This is a genomic window from Martinezella paranaensis, from assembly GCF_014200235.1.
Taxonomy (GTDB): Bacteria; Pseudomonadota; Alphaproteobacteria; order Rhizobiales; family Rhizobiaceae; genus Rhizobium; species Rhizobium paranaense.
In genome coordinates, this window is sequence record NZ_JACHBI010000010.1 from 164,789 (window position 1) to 179,356 (window position 14,568).

13 protein-coding genes are annotated in these 14,568 nt (G+C 56.8%); 9 read left to right on the forward strand and 4 right to left on the reverse strand.

The annotated features are described in order from the left end of the window. Positions 1–24: 24 nt before the first annotated feature. Positions 25–750: a response regulator gene (locus GGD50_RS22825; RefSeq protein ID WP_183939647.1), complete on the reverse strand. Its 726-nt coding sequence runs from the start codon at positions 748–750 to the stop codon at positions 25–27. 217 nt (positions 751–967) lie between these two features. Between GGD50_RS22825 and GGD50_RS22830 the strand changes: the two genes are divergently transcribed. The 3 genes from GGD50_RS22830 to GGD50_RS22840 all read left to right on the forward strand — a co-directional run bounded on the left by GGD50_RS22830 (position 968) and on the right by GGD50_RS22840 (position 2,384). Continuing rightward, positions 968–1,267, forward strand: coding sequence for a hypothetical protein (locus GGD50_RS22830; protein ID WP_183939649.1), 300 nt, complete (start codon positions 968–970; stop codon positions 1,265–1,267). Between the two features lie 8 nt (positions 1,268–1,275). Continuing rightward, entirely contained in the window at positions 1,276–1,701 is a 426-nt protein-coding gene (locus tag GGD50_RS22835) for a universal stress protein (RefSeq protein WP_183939651.1), read from the forward strand. Between the two features lie 326 nt (positions 1,702–2,027). Next, positions 2,028–2,384, forward strand: coding sequence for a hypothetical protein (locus GGD50_RS22840; RefSeq protein WP_183939653.1), 357 nt, complete (start codon positions 2,028–2,030; stop codon positions 2,382–2,384). A gap of 733 nt (positions 2,385–3,117) precedes the next feature. Here GGD50_RS22840 and GGD50_RS22845 read toward each other — a convergent pair. After that, positions 3,118–3,630 (reverse strand): DUF995 domain-containing protein, encoded by a 513-nt coding sequence (locus GGD50_RS22845; RefSeq protein ID WP_183939655.1) that lies wholly within the window; start codon positions 3,628–3,630, stop codon positions 3,118–3,120. A gap of 602 nt (positions 3,631–4,232) precedes the next feature. On the opposite strand from GGD50_RS22845, the gene GGD50_RS22850 reads away from it, so the two are divergent. The 6 genes from GGD50_RS22850 to GGD50_RS22875 all read left to right on the forward strand — a co-directional run bounded on the left by GGD50_RS22850 (position 4,233) and on the right by GGD50_RS22875 (position 12,611). Next, positions 4,233–5,420 carry a helix-turn-helix domain-containing protein gene (locus GGD50_RS22850; protein ID WP_246451443.1) on the forward strand — a complete coding sequence of 396 codons (1,188 nt, stop codon included), beginning with the start codon at positions 4,233–4,235 and terminating at the stop codon, positions 5,418–5,420. A 373-nt stretch (positions 5,421–5,793) separates the two neighbouring features. Continuing rightward, a complete protein-coding gene (locus GGD50_RS22855; RefSeq protein WP_425503994.1) occupies positions 5,794–6,807 on the forward strand; it encodes a UDP-glucuronic acid decarboxylase family protein in 1,014 nt (337 codons plus the stop codon). Beyond that, positions 6,807–7,793, forward strand: coding sequence for a UDP-glucose 4-epimerase GalE (galE, locus tag GGD50_RS22860; protein WP_183939661.1), 987 nt, complete (start codon positions 6,807–6,809; stop codon positions 7,791–7,793). Before GGD50_RS22855 ends, galE begins: the two co-directional genes overlap by 1 nt. Further along, complete coding sequence (locus GGD50_RS22865; protein ID WP_183939663.1) at positions 7,790–9,652, forward strand: glycosyltransferase family 2 protein; 1,863 nt, start codon at positions 7,790–7,792, stop codon at positions 9,650–9,652. Before galE ends, GGD50_RS22865 begins: the two co-directional genes overlap by 4 nt. 56 nt (positions 9,653–9,708) lie before the next feature. Continuing rightward, positions 9,709–10,668: a glycoside hydrolase family 26 protein gene (locus GGD50_RS22870; protein ID WP_183939665.1), complete on the forward strand. Its 960-nt coding sequence runs from the start codon at positions 9,709–9,711 to the stop codon at positions 10,666–10,668. A 185-nt stretch (positions 10,669–10,853) separates the two neighbouring features. Beyond that, positions 10,854–12,611 carry a GMC oxidoreductase gene (locus GGD50_RS22875; RefSeq protein WP_183939667.1) on the forward strand — a complete coding sequence of 586 codons (1,758 nt, stop codon included), beginning with the start codon at positions 10,854–10,856 and terminating at the stop codon, positions 12,609–12,611. A gap of 87 nt (positions 12,612–12,698) precedes the next feature. Here GGD50_RS22875 and GGD50_RS22880 read toward each other — a convergent pair whose 3' ends face one another. Together GGD50_RS22880 and GGD50_RS22885 are read right to left on the reverse strand one after the other, a co-directional pair. Beyond that, positions 12,699–13,928 carry a CmpA/NrtA family ABC transporter substrate-binding protein gene (locus GGD50_RS22880; RefSeq protein WP_183939669.1) on the reverse strand — a complete coding sequence of 410 codons (1,230 nt, stop codon included), beginning with the start codon at positions 13,926–13,928 and terminating at the stop codon, positions 12,699–12,701. Beyond that, positions 13,925–14,527, reverse strand: a complete 603-nt coding sequence (locus tag GGD50_RS22885; RefSeq protein WP_183939671.1) for an ANTAR domain-containing response regulator — start codon at positions 14,525–14,527, stop codon at positions 13,925–13,927. Before GGD50_RS22885 ends, GGD50_RS22880 begins: the two co-directional genes overlap by 4 nt. Positions 14,528–14,568 lie beyond the last annotated feature (41 nt).

The following is a 14,568-nucleotide window of genomic DNA, read 5'->3' on the forward strand; positions in this document are numbered from 1 at the left end:
TGCCGTGCCTCGAAAAAGGCCGGGTCACACCTTGCCGGTGAACATATAGCCGACCCCGCGTATCGATTTGATCAGTTGCGGATGTTTGGGGTCGGTTTCGATCTTCTTGCGCAGTCGTGCGATCTGGGCATCGATCGTTCGGTCAAAAGCCTCCAGATTGCGACCGCGCGTCAGATCCATCAGCAATTCGCGGCCCAGGACGCGTCCGGCATGCCGGACGAAGACGACGAGCATATCGAATTCGCCCGTCGTCAGTTCGACCTCGCTGCCATCCATCGCCAAAAGCTGCCGCTTTCCGATCTCGAGCTGCCAGCCGTCGAAGCGAATGATCTCGTCGCGGCTGCTCTCCGGAGCTTTGGCGACGGGCTGCCGCCGGCGAAGGATCGACTTCAGGCGGGCATGTACCTCCCTGAGGTGGAAAGGTTTGGCGATATAGTCATCGGCTCCGACCTCGATGCCGACGATCCTGTCCACCACGTCGTCGCGGCCGGTGAGCATCATGATCGGAATGTCCGATTGCGCACGAATTTCGCGGGCGAGATCCAAACCGTCATCGCCTCCGGGCAGAACCAGATCCAGCAGAATGATATCGAAATTCTCCTGCCGCAGTCGCACCCGCATTTCCGCACCGCCCGATGCGGCGCTGACGGCATAGCCCTCATCTTCGAAATACCGGGTCAGCATCTGCCGGATTCTGGGATCGTCATCCACCACCAGAACATGTTCACGTCGCTGCTCGTCGGAGGCCATCGCAAAAGATTCCAGATTTAAATGCAGGCCGAGCCGCGCTGTGACAATCCGTTACAAATTCGCGCCATTTCTAACACGCGCAGCATTCGGATGTCACTTACGGACCGTCATTTATCCAACATAGACAACATTTGAGAGCGATTGTCATGTTGCAGGCGGGTCAGGCGATCCAGACGCTGAATCCGGCAAGACCTCTCTTTAGGAGGATGGAGCAATCATGAACGCGACCGGCACGCGAACAGGCGAAGCACTCCTTGCAGCCGCGGGATATGCCTTTCCGCATCATCAGGATTGTGACTTTCGCCTCGATCCAACAGGCAACAACGAATGGCAAATCATGGTTCTGTCGCCACGCGCCTGCGAATGGGTCCGTAAGGAATTGTGCACTCCTTTCGGCCAATGCTTAAGCAACGGCTTCAAAGTGGATATACTGAGCGCGGACCAATTTTTGAAACAAGCACATGCTCTGGGATTTCGAACCGAATTTGTCGGCGGAAGCGGCAGAGATCTCTTCTGAGGTGAAATATGTACAAGACGATCGTCTGCGCCGTAGGCCTTGGGTCACGGGAAAGAGCAGAGCATCTGGTGCGCACGGCTCAGGCATTTCTCGAAGCCGACGGGACCTTGCATGTCGTTCATGTCGTGGAACGTTTTCCGTCCGTCGTTAGTCAAGGACCGGACGACTGGGCCGTCTCGGTGATCGACGAGGCCGAGAAAAAGCTGTCACAGCTCTGCAAGCAGCTACGGGTACCTGCGCTTGTCCATGTCCGCGCCGGTCGTGCCGCCGATACGATCCTGGCAATTGCCGCCGAAGTCAAAGCGGACTTGATCATTGTCGCCGCCCACAAGCCCGATGTCCTCGATCGCGTCTTCGGATCGACCGTCGACGACATTATGCATCATGCAAAGTGTTGCGTGCATATCGACCGGATTTCCGAAGCGAAACCGTGACGATTGAAAGTATCGAACGCCGATTCTTGGACCGGCTTAAAATCTGGTCTTGGAAAAGTTCGATGTAAGGATCATAGTGCCGATGCTGGATGATGGTTACGCCTGACAAGAAAGGCGGCGGCTTCTATTGCACGCTCCACTCCAGTCGCCGTCTCGCGCCACAAATGTAGGGCATGCGGATCGGCACTGTGATTACCAGTCTATCGTTCTTGATCTAGGAACGCCTACGCAAGACTGCCCATTAGAAGGCATGCTCCATCATTTTGTGCAGTTTGAAGGCCTTCGATGAGGACGCCAGTGAAAACGAATTCCACGGGAGGAAAACGATGCTGACAACAGATCGGGAATGCCGAAGAGGTGGAGAGCGATTTGCAATGCCGACTCTCGGTGAAATCGAGGGCAAACTCATTGTTTCGGAAGTCGTCGCCGCAAATTGCCTGCGACAACTCCTCGCCGGACCAGAGGCGGAACCGTTGTCCTCGATAAGGCGGGGGATCAAGCAATCGCTTCAAAAACGGTGCAAGAAATCAGGACTTTGCGGCGAAGACACCGATGCGGCGATGGAGTACGCTTTTCAGCTACTCGATGCAGCCGTAGACGCGGTCGCAAACCAACCGAAACTGGATTCCAATGGGCGTGAGACCGTCCATCAGCCGGACCGCGTGGCGGCGCCACCGCAATAGCCGACACGGAAGCAACAACAAAACGGCGACGAAATTAGCGTAGAGCAGGCGTGCGGACGTATAAACAGACGTCCGCAGCAGTATAAATGCAGCCGCCACGGATATGGATATCCTGGCTCTCATAAGCTTTGTGCAAGCTTTTATTGCCACCATACCAAAATACGCCTCGCTTCATAAGTCTTAGGTTCCGGCGGGGAGGTTCGTTAAGCGTCCTGAAATAGATGTTGCATTAAAACACTTCCAAATTATGGGGGATATTTTGGATGTTTTCTGACAGTGAAGTTGGGATTTTCCTGTCATCTGAGAGGCTTAAGAGAGAAAAAGCTAGAGCAATACAGTCCCCGAAGTCGTTCCGAGGGGCTGTGCAGCTCGCTTTGATCGTCGCAGTTTGTTCAGCCGTCCCAATGAACATGGCAGCCGCACAATCAACCCCGGCTGAGCGGGGACATCAAAACGTTGTAAAGTCGTCGGATACGAAAAAGAAGATAATCAAGAGCCAGAGCGCGTCGGCAAAATTCGCGAAGCCAGTTTATCTCGGCGGGGCGCCATATGTTTGTACGCCCAGCGGATTCGGACATACGTCAAGATGCTTCCTGAGATGAGCGGCTTGCCCATCTGAGCGCCGATCTGGCTGTTGCGACAAGGTCAGAGAAGCCATCCGTTCAGCTCCTAAGTGAGCCCAAATACAGATGGCTTCGTGATGCAGGATTGATGCCTTGCAGGAAGGCCCGATCTATTTCTTTTGCGACAACTTGATCCGCATGCGGTTGTATCCTGCCGTCGCGTAGTCTCCGGGCCGCACCTTGCTGTATTCATCGTCAGCGCTGGCCGGGCTTGTCTTGAATGCGTACCAATCCCCGTTCGGTTCGCGCTTCTGGAATATGGTATTGCCTCTCTTTCGATGACTGAAACACGTCACCGCCAAGGCATTTCCTGTCTTTGCGTACCATGTGGCCCTGAAGCAGAGTTTGCCCGGGTCCGTCACAAACCAACGACCAACGCCGTATGAACCCGTTCCCTCGCCAGACCAGGCCTTGAAGTCGCGCCCTTTCGCCGCAAAGTAACCCGCGCCGTCTTTCCAGATCCAGGTACGATTATAATAGAGCTGAAACACATCCTCAGCGGTCAGCGGTACCGATTTGGCTGGCGGTTTTGACGCCTTATTTGGTGCCGTATTGGCGGCAAAGGCGCAGGTACTGGTCACACCCAAAACGCACAATAGTAACAGCGTTCGGAATACAGTCATTGGTTTCCTCCTGTCTGTCGATTGTCTGTCGGCGAATGAATTGCTGCAGCCCGGCTTTGCAAGAATTGGAATTCTGGCCGTCTGTTGGTTGATTTGAGCAGCTTGCGGTTGATCTTGCAAGCTGCTGGTTCTTTTGCGGTAGCGTTTAATCCTTTCCCGCAACAGCGGGACACGATCCCACCCTGCATCCAGGCACGGACGGCAGAGGAGAGCGGTTCTCCAAATCACCGCCGTATTGCCGACGATTATCGTATTAGACGATAGGGACGAGCTGCCTTCCAAGATATTCGCAGAAGACGTTTTTCTTGAACGGGATATGCCTGTTCACGCATTATTTTCTTAACCCGCGGCGTTGAGCTTGGATTTGCGAGCCAAGGCGGTAGCCTCAGCTTGTCGAGCTGGTTATTCTAATGTTGCTGATGATTCTCAAAAAGGCGTGCCGGAGTTGGTGCGAAATCTCCGGCGGCGAGAGGGCATGGTAGTTTCCCCGTCAGATTGAATAGATATATGTGCCATTCATCATTAACGATTTGGTTTTAAATCATTTGCTGATGAACACTTAGAGTGGTACAAAATAGCCTTCCGAAAGTTGTGAGGAAATGTTGCCTGACTCATCCCAGAAAGGGCAATCGCCGCAGGTTCCCGTCGAAAAACAGAATGACGGGCGAGCGACCACCCACCCCACTTTCCAGGTCGAGCGCCGGCGTTGGCCTCGGCATTCGGATGCTATTCAAGAAGCAAATCCGCCTCTGCCGCCGGCCCTCACGCCGCTGCGGTTTTCTACCCACGATTTGCCGCCAAGCGATCAATTTGTAGCCTGGCAGACGTATCTGGCGCCTCTGATCGATATCAGGTTGCCGGAAGGCGTGTCGGAGGAAGCTGGCTTTCCTGCCGATCATACCGCCTGGAATCTTGGCGGCATGCTTGTCGTCCAGCAATCGGTGCCCGCACATTCCTATTCGCGCACCGCGACAAAGCTGCGGTCAAATTCGATCGACCATTGGCATGTCGTGCTGTTGCGCACCGGCCAGAGCTGGACAGAGGTTGATGGAAACGTGTCAAAGGGAGAGCCCGGACGCGTGGAACTAAGGTCCCTCGGTCATCCGTTCAGGGGAAGGGCTACCGACTCGCGAAGCCTCTCCGTCTATCTGCCGCGGGAGCTGTTTTTGGACATGCCCGCGTTCAACGAGATCAAAAGCAATACGGTATTCTCCGACACCTACGCGAAGTTGCTGATTGATTTTCTCGACAGTGTCGAGGCGAAGCTGTCCAGCATGAGTGCGCCAGACCTTCCCCGCGTCGTCCAAACGATGCACGATATGCTGGTGACATGCATTTCTTCATCGGCTGAATATTCCGGTCCCGAAAAACATCAGAGCAATTTAGCCCTGATGGAGCGCGTCCGCCGTTTCGTTCAGCGCAATTTGAGTTCGCAAGATCTCACGCCGGATGCGCTATGCCGGGAGCTCGGCATTTCGCGTACTCGACTCTACCAATTGTTCGAGTCGAGCGGTGGCGTTCTTCACTATATTCAAAAACGCCGTCTTTTTTCGGCGCACGTTGCACTCAGCAATACCATCAATCGGCAGCAGATAGTGGAGATTGCCGCCGAGGCCGGGTTTGCCTCTGCGGCCCACTTCAGTCGGGCGTTCAGCAAGGAGTTTGGTTATACTCCTCGCGAGGCTCGAAATATTGCCGCTCCGCCCTTCCTCGCACGCGCGGTTTTGCCCGTGGACGCCAAGGATGGTGCAAACCCATTCGGCGACTGGTTGAGTTCCCTCGGACATTAATAGAAGCGCGGTTGTAGTCGCAATCCGGCTGGGCGTATGCCTCAAGCCGCGCCGACGGCGTGGGTAGCCGCGCGCATCTATCTTCGATCTGACCAGATTCCCCCAACAAGCCACTGTGATCCGGTGTCTGGCCTGAAAATCGCGCCCGGTTGTATGAGCATTTGCAAATATGGACGCTGCGGCAAATTTCAGGATGCGCAGCTAACGACAGTTCATGGTGCGATAAGTATAAAAACAAGCAATACCAACGCTGCCTTACAACACTTTATCATGAAGCAAAAACGTTAAAAATGTTTTTACTTCTCGATAAGAATAGGTAGATTTTGAGGTCAGTACGATGAAAGTAATGCGTCCAACTACCGATCGCTCTGATATTAATACTCTCCTTGGTGATATCCGAATTCTCCATTCAAAACAGCAACCTCGGCACATACTAGTTGCCGGCGGCGCGGGTTTTCTTGGCTCTCATCTCTGTGAGCGGCTCCTTAAATTGGGCCACAGCATCGTTTGTGTCGACAATTTTTCAACCGGACTTGAACGCAATATCCATCATCTGCGCAGCTACAACCGGTTCAGCGTCATCAGGCACGACGTCATCGATCCGATCGACATCGAAGTCGATGAAATCTACAACCTTGCTTGCCCGGCATCACCGCCTCACTACCAGGCCGATCCGATACACACGATGAAGACATCCGTCTTCGGTGCGCTCAATTTGCTGGAATTGGCTGCCCGTACCGGTGCCCGCATTTTCCAGGCGTCCACCTCCGAAGTATACGGCGATCCGCTCGTGCACCCGCAGGTCGAGAACTATTGGGGCAATGTAAATTCGTTTGGCCCCCGATCCTGCTACGACGAAGGCAAGCGCAGCGCCGAAACGTTGTTCTACGATTTTCATCAAACATACGACGTCGAGATCAAGATTGCGCGAATCTTCAATACTTATGGCCCCCATATGCGTCCCGATGACGGCCGTGTCGTATCGAACTTCATCGTACAAGCGCTGAAGGGCCAGGACATCACCATCTATGGCGATGGCTCGCAGACGCGTTCGTTCTGCTTCGTCGATGATCTCATCGAGGGCTTCCAGCAGTTGATGGCGACCGACCCATCCTTCACTGGGCCTGTCAACCTTGGCAATCCAGGTGAATTCACCATTCTGGAACTCGCCGAACAGGTGATCGAGCTGACCGGCTCCAGCTCGAAGACCATTTGCAAGCCATTGCCGAAAGACGATCCACGCCAGCGTCGCCCGGATATATCCCTTGCCCGGGAAAAACTCGGATGGCAGCCGCTGGTGCCGCTGTCGACCGGCCTGGAAAAGACGATCTGCTATTTCGACCGTCTTCTCACCGAAGAAGCACATGAATGGGTGGGGACCGCGTGATGTCGCAGAAAAAAATTCTGGTAGCCGGTGGCGCCGGATATATCGGCAGCCACACGGCCAAGCTGCTCCGTTCCAAAGATATCGAGCCGATCGTCTTCGACAATCTGGTTACGGGGCATCGCTCTTCGGTGCGTTGGGGACCATTCGTGCATGGCGATATCCTCGACACCAGCGCCCTGACGCAGGCTCTCTTGCAGTACAAACCGGATGCGGTCGTGCATTTTGCCGCATCCGCCTATGTCGGAGAGTCCGTAGAGGACCCCGCCAAATACTATCACAACAATGTCAGCGGCACCTTGTCCCTCTTGGACGCCTGCCGTCACGCTGAAATCGACAAGATCATTTTCTCGTCGAGCTGCGCAACCTATGGCACGCCGGCGTCTCTCCCCATCACCGAGACGACGCCGCAGGCGCCGATCAATCCATATGGCAGGACGAAGCTCATCGTCGAGCAGATCCTGAAGGACTACGCGGCAGCCTATCAACTGAAATATGTTGCGCTGCGATACTTCAATGCCTGCGGCGCCGATCCCGACGGAGAACTCGGCGAATGGCATGAGCCGGAGACACATCTCATTCCGAGAGCATTGCTCGCGGCCGCTGGAACAATCCCGCATCTTGCCATCTTCGGCGACGACTACGACACGGAAGATGGAACCTGCGTTCGCGACTATATCCATGTGACGGATTTGGCGCGTGCCCATGTTCTGGCGCTCGAACACCTCATCAATGGCGGTCGCAATCTTTCCGTCAATCTCGGGACCGGCCACGGCGCGTCGATCAACGAGATCGTCAGGGCCATCGGCCGTATCACCAAACGCGAAGTTCCGGTCGAGATGCATGCAAGACGAGCCGGCGATCCGCCGGCTCTCTATACCGACCCGACCTTCGCGCGCGAGGCGCTCGGCTTCTCGCCCGAATATTCCGACATCGGCACGATCATCAAAACTGCGGCTCCCTTTTTTGGCCTGGAGTCGCGGACATGACAAACACGACCAACACGTCCAAGGAAACGACCAAACCGCACCTGGTCCCGGTTCTTCAAGGCCGCGATCGGCTGGAATATCTCGCCGGTGCTGCAATCTGGCTGGCACTGCTCGTCTATTTCTGGGCCTGGTGGTTGCAGCCGGCGCATTATATCGGCTTTTGGCGCTTTGCTCTGGTAACGGGCATACTGGCCTGGGTGACCCTTCTGCCGGCCTATTTCATCGCAATATTCTATCGCGCCAAGAAGCCCGCCGGACCGCTGCAATTGCCGGCCGGCAGCCGCGTCGCCATGGTCGTAACCAAAGCGCCGTCCGAGCCTTTCTCCGTCGTGGCAACGACCTTGCAGGCCATGCTCGATCAAGCGTTTCCGCACGACACATGGCTCGCCGATGAAGACCCGACTCCTGACACGTTGAACTGGTGCCGCCAGCATGGCGTCTTCGTTTCGACCCGAAAGAATAGGGCGGACTATCACCGGACGACCTGGCCGCGCCGTACGCGCTGCAAGGAGGGCAATCTCGCCTTCTTCTACGATCATCACGGCTATGAACGTTATGATTTCGTCGTGCAGCTCGATGCCGATCATGTTCCGGAACCCGGTTATCTCGTCGAAATGCTGCGTCCGTTTGGCGACCCCAAGGTCGGTTATGTCTCGGCACCGAGCATTTGCGATCGCAACGCATCGGAAAGCTGGGCTGCACGCGGGCGGCTTTATGCCGAGGCCAGCATGCACGGTTCGCTCCAGGCCGGCTATAATGACGGGCTCGCTCCTCTTTGCATCGGATCGCACTATGCCGTGCGCACCGTCGCCCTCAAGGAAATTGGCGGGCTCGGACCGGAGCTTGCGGAAGATCATTCGACGACGTTGATGATGAACGCCTATGGCTGGCGTGGCGTGCATGCGCTTGATGCCATCGCGCATGGCGACGGCCCGCGCACCTTCGCCGATCTCGTCACCCAGGAATTTCAGTGGTCACGCAGCCTTGTCATGCTGCTGCTGCGGTATTCGCCGATCTATGTTCCGCGCCTGCCGCTGAGATTGAAGTGCCAGTTTGTGTTTTCTCAGTTGTGGTATCCGCTCTTCGCGCTGTTCATGTGCCTGATGTTCGTGATGCCAATTCTGGCGCTTGCCTTCCATCAGAACTTCGTTGCAGTCACCTATCCCGAATTTTTCGCTCACTGCGCGCCGCTCTCCATCGTGTTGATGCTGTTGGCCTATCGGTGGCGCGCCAGCGGCTCATTCCGGCCGTTCGATGCCAAGATCTTGAGCTGGGAGGGAGTATTTTTCCTCTTCGCCCGCTGGCCCTGGGCGGTCGCTGGAACGGTCGCTGCTGTCAGGGACTGGATGACCGACTCCTATGTCGATTTTCGCATCACGCCCAAAGGTGCGTCTGAAGTGGATCCGTTGCCTTGGCGAGTTCTGCTACCCTATGGGTTTCTGTCCGTTGCTTCCGTTCTGCCGGTTCTGCTTGTCGATAGGGCTGGTGACACGCGGGGTTTCTATATCTTCGCGATTATCAACTCCGTGCTCTACACACTTCTGCTGCTGATCATCGTCACCCAGCACGCTCGGGAGAATGTCGTCAGAATTCGAGCAAGACTGTATCGGCCGGCAATGGCTGCGGGCCTTCTTTGCCTCATCGCGGCCCCTGGCTTTGCCACCATCGAACGCGGATCGGAAGGGCTGGCGTCCCTGACGTGGGGCACCGGGCGCTTCCGGCTCTATGAAACGCGATATGCGGTGGCCGGTGCCGGCTGCGGGCGGCAGGACCTTCAAAAGCTGACGTTCAAGCCACACTGGTTGGCCGACACGTCGAAAATCGACCTTTCGCAAGATGAAACATCAGATCCGAGCTAGTCGATCAGACTAGTGGGCAGACGTTGCCGGTGTGTTGTTGACAGGAGGAAAAACCAATGAGCAACAGGAAAACCAAAGCAGCAGTAATCGCCTTATTCGTAACCTTGGCGACGACGGGAACAATCTTGGCGGCGAGCATACCCCGCGGCATCCCGGTCGGCGGAGCGGCTCATCCCGAACCGATCACCGACAAGCGGCCGCTGATCGGTCCTGACTCGGTTACCTTCGGCGCATATGATCCGCATGGTGACTTCAAGGACGACCCGAATTCGAAGATCGAACATATTTTCCTTCCTTGGGAAGATGTCGACCTGGGAACTTTGTCGCTCGCCGATGATTACGCCCAGAAGCGAGGTCGGAAGCTTTTGATTACGGTGGAACCGTGGTCTTGGGCGTCGGATTGGCGATCGACATCCGAAGCGCTGCTCCAAGGCATTCTAGCCGGCAAGTATGATAGCAACATGGCTGCCGTCTGCTCGACTGCAGCCTCGCTAAAGAGCGAAGTGACCATTCGCTGGGCGCAGGAGATGGACGAAACCGACAACCAATTCACCTGGTCGCACTGGAAACCCAGCAGCTATGTCGCCGCTTATCGGCGGATGGTGAATGTTTGCCGCCAGCACGACAAGTCGGCGGAATTCATGTGGTCGCCCAAAGGCGAACCCGGCCTTGCCGCCTTCTATCCCGGCGACGATGTTGTCGACGTCATCGGCCTTTCGGTGTTCGGCCTGCAGCAGTTTGACCGGGATCATTTCGGCGTAGACCGGACGTTTGCCCAATTGCTGACGCCCAAATACAAGCTGGTCCAGGCCTTCAACAAGCCTGTCGCGGTCGCTGAACTCGGCTATGAAGGCGATTCCACCTATGTCGACAACTGGGCCGCGAACGCTGCCAAGCGATATGCGGAATTTCCGAAGCTAACGGCCGTTGTCTACTTCAATGACAAGGAACTCTATCCTTGGCCGAAGCCCTATGGACTTCCCAATTGGCGGGTGGTCAAAGAAGCGAGCTTCTGATCGTGAAGTTTTTCGACTTAAGCGCGCAGGATGATCTTTTACGCGAGGCTCCGATCTATCATAATATATAGGTGTCGGGGCCTCCACTTTTGGTCATCTTGGTTATCGATCAAAATTTTCGTAGAAGGCAGGTGTGATCGTTTTGACGTCGAAATACCTGCTTGTAGTAACGGAAGCTGACCGTGATGAAAATCGAGCAACTGTCTAATTACGACGACAATTCGATCATTGCAGCGGACCTCGTAATCGTAGGGGCTGGCCCCGCCGGGCTGACGATCGCAGCCCAATGTGCGAAAACAGGCAGAAAAGTACTCATCGTCGAAAGCGGACTTGAACTTGAAAATCCGGCACATTCGGCGCTGAACGAGGTCGAGAGCGTCGGCCAGCCTCAGTCGGAGGCGCAGTCCCGCAAACGGATCGAATTTCACAGCCCGCAAGCCAGGTTCTGGTCCCAGGAAGCCCAGCCCTTCGGCGTTCGCTGTCGCGCGCTTGGCGGATCGACCCATGCCTGGGCCGGGAAGTCTGCACCTTTTGATGGCATTGACTTCAAGGTTCGCTCCTGGGTTCCCAATTCCGGGTGGCCGGTCGATCGCGAACAAATGGATTCTTATATTCTACGCGCAATGGATGTGCTGAATCTCAGCCCCAAAGAGCCGCCGGGCCGTTTCGACAAGGAGGGGCTTCATTCCTTCTATTGGCAGTTTGCCCGCTCGCGCGTGGATCGGCTCGACGTCATGCGCTTCGGCAGCGAATTCATGGCGCAACGCCCGGACAACGTTGACGTTCTTCTGAATGCGACCGTGACGCGTGTCGGCCTGAGCCCGGACGGATCGCGTTTCTCATACCTCGATGTCGCAAGCATTGAAGGCAAGCGCGCGCGCATCCGGGCCACACAATGCGTGCTGGCCGCAAGCGGAATTGAAAACGCCAGGTTGCTGCTGGCGTCCAACGACGTGCATTCAAATGGAATTGGCAATCACCACGATGTCGTCGGGCGATATCTCATGGATCATCCCGGAGCGCGCGTCGGTGCCATCCCGCCCGACCAGATAGCCGTGCTCACCAAGCTCTTCGGCTTCTTCGGTGTTCATCACAATGGCCGGGCGCACATGTTCATGCATGGCTTGGCGCTGACGCCGGAGATACAGGAGCGCGAGAAGCTGCTGAACGCCGCTGTCTATTTCTCCACGGAGCGCGCACCCGACGACCCATGGGATGCTTTGAAGCGGCTGGCCCGCCGACATAGTACAAAAGTCGGACGCGATCTGCTTACGGTTGCGGCGGGCTCCGGACTTATCGTCAAGGGACTCGGAATGAAGGTCCTTTCTGACGGCCGAACGCCGAAGGCCCTCAAGGATATCGTCATCAACACCGCAATCAGGATGTCCCCGAACTTGGTCGCCAATGAATTCCAGGATCATGGCGTGCCGCATAAGCTGGTCGGCCTGAGGATCGAGGCGATCTCCGAACAAATTCCAAATCCGGACAGCAGGATCAGTCTCAGCTCCCGCAAGGACCGGTTTGGTGTGCCGTTGGCGAAAGTCGCCTGGCAGATCAACGATGTTGAACGTCAGACGCTGCTCAGAACCGCTGAGCTTTCACGCACAGCCCTGGTGGGCGCGGGCTTGCCTGCTCCTAGACTTGAGGATTGGGCGCTGGAACGGCGGCCAGAGGACATCGTCATCATCGACATGGCCCATACGCTTGGCACGACCCGAATGTCGGCCGACGCGAAGACGGGCGTCGTCGACCAGAATTGCAGGGTTCACGGCTTGCCTAATCTCTATGTCGCCGGCGGATCGGTGTTCCCGACCAGCGGCCACGCAAATCCGACATTAATGATCCTGGCCTTTGCGATAAGGCTGGCCGATCATCTGAATTCGAACGTCGCAGGGTTTGAAGCTTCGGCGTCGGGTTGGGATAGAACGCTCGAAACGCATTAGAGCGACTAAGCGCTCCGTCGCTCTACCTCATTGTTTTTACCCAATTTCCGGACGGAAAACGGCTCACGCACGTTTCCTGGAATTGCTCTAATCAGCCGCCTTCGGCTGTCTCTGCGCGTCGATATAGGCATCGATCTTGTCCGGATCGAACAAGCCGCCGTCGAAGAAGCCATCGGGGCCGAGGGTCAGGCTGGCGTCGGTGGAACCAACCGGCGTTTCCACCCGAAGAGCACCTTCGACCTTGGCGCTGGCGCCGGGCAGGGGCACGCCAAGCGCCTGCAACGCCGATCGGTATATGTCCGGCCTGTAGGTATTGCGGGCAATGGTCTCGTTGTGTTCGTCGTGGGCGACCTGTCCCCAGCGCACCATTTGCGTATAGAACCACAGCGCATGGCTTTTCCACGGGAAGGTTGCCGCCTTGGCGCGGGGAACGAAGAAATCCCTGACGCTCGTGATATGACCGCCTCCGACCTGCAGATCGCCGGAAAGGGCTGGCAACAGCCATTCGACGGGCCGGCCGATGTAGGCGGGCTTGGCAAGGACCGATGCCAAGGTTTCCCTATTTTGCGGGTCGGAGCACCAGACGGCAGAGCGGTACAAGGCCCTGAGAAGAGCGGCCATCGCGTCGGGGTAATCGTCCGCCCAGCCGGCATTGGCGCCGAGCACTTTTTCCGGGCTGGACTTCCAGATGGCCGCCTTGACCGTTGCCATGTGACCGTTGCCACTGACGACGCCAGCCGTATTCCACGGCTCGCCGACGCAATATCCGTCGATCTGGCCGGCTCCGAGCGCATCCGGCATTTCCGGCGGCGGCAGGATGATGATTTCGATCTCGCGATCGGGATCTATGCCGCTGGCCGCAAGCCAATAGCGCAGTTCGTAGTTGTGCCCGGAATGGGGGTGGACGACGGCGAAACGCAGCGGGCGTTCCGTGCGGCCGAGAACGACCTGATGCAGGGCTTTGCCGTTGCTGCCGGCATCGAGATCATCCGTTGCGCCGGCAGCGGCCATTTCTGCCCAAAGCGCTGACGATACCGTCACCGCGTTGCCGCCGAGGCCGAGCGCCATCGGCACGATCATCCGCGGCGCAAGCGGCGTCAGCCCGAGATTGCAGGCAATCGGCATCGGGGCGAGCATGTGCGCCACATTGTAGCGGCTGACCGCCAGCCGGTCGCGAATATTGGCCCAGGAGACCTCCCGCACGAGCTGGAGGTCGATCGCCTCGGCCTCGGCGAAACCCTTTTCCTTGGCGATGACGAGCAGGGCGCTGTCGAGAAGGGGCAGGAACCCGGCGATGATCTCGTGTTTCTGCGTCATGCATTTTCTCCTGGATCGAGCAGGCCGATCGCGGTTACCAGACTTTGCGCAATGTCTAAGATCTTGCGGTTCTGGTTCATGGCCGTCCTGCGCATCAGCGCATAGGCCTCGTCTTCCGAAATGCCCCGCGATTTCATCAGCAGGCCTTTGGCGCGGTCGATCACCTTGCGGTTCTCAAGTTCGCCCCGGGTCTCTTCCAGCTCGCGATTGAGGCGTGCGAACGCGTTAAAGCGGCTGATGGCCATCTTCAGGATCGGCCGCACTCGCTCCTGCTTCAGCCCGTCGACGATATAGGCGGAAACGCCGGCATCGACGGCCGCTTCGATCGAGGCTTCGTCAGACCTGTCGACGAACATGGCGATCGGCCGTTTTACGGCGCGCGAGAGCTGAAACATGTTTTCGAGCATGTCGCGATTGGGATTTTCCAGATCGATGACAATCACATCCGGATTGATCTCGCTGATCCTGCGGGCGATGCCATTGATGTCATGGACGACCGTGACGTTCTCATACCCGGCCTCACGCAACCCGGCCTCGATGATCGAGGCGCGAATGCGGTTCTCGTCTATGACCAATACGGCAAGGGTATGGGATTTCATCGTCGCATATCGCCTCCGGCCCAAGCTCACAGGTTGAAGCG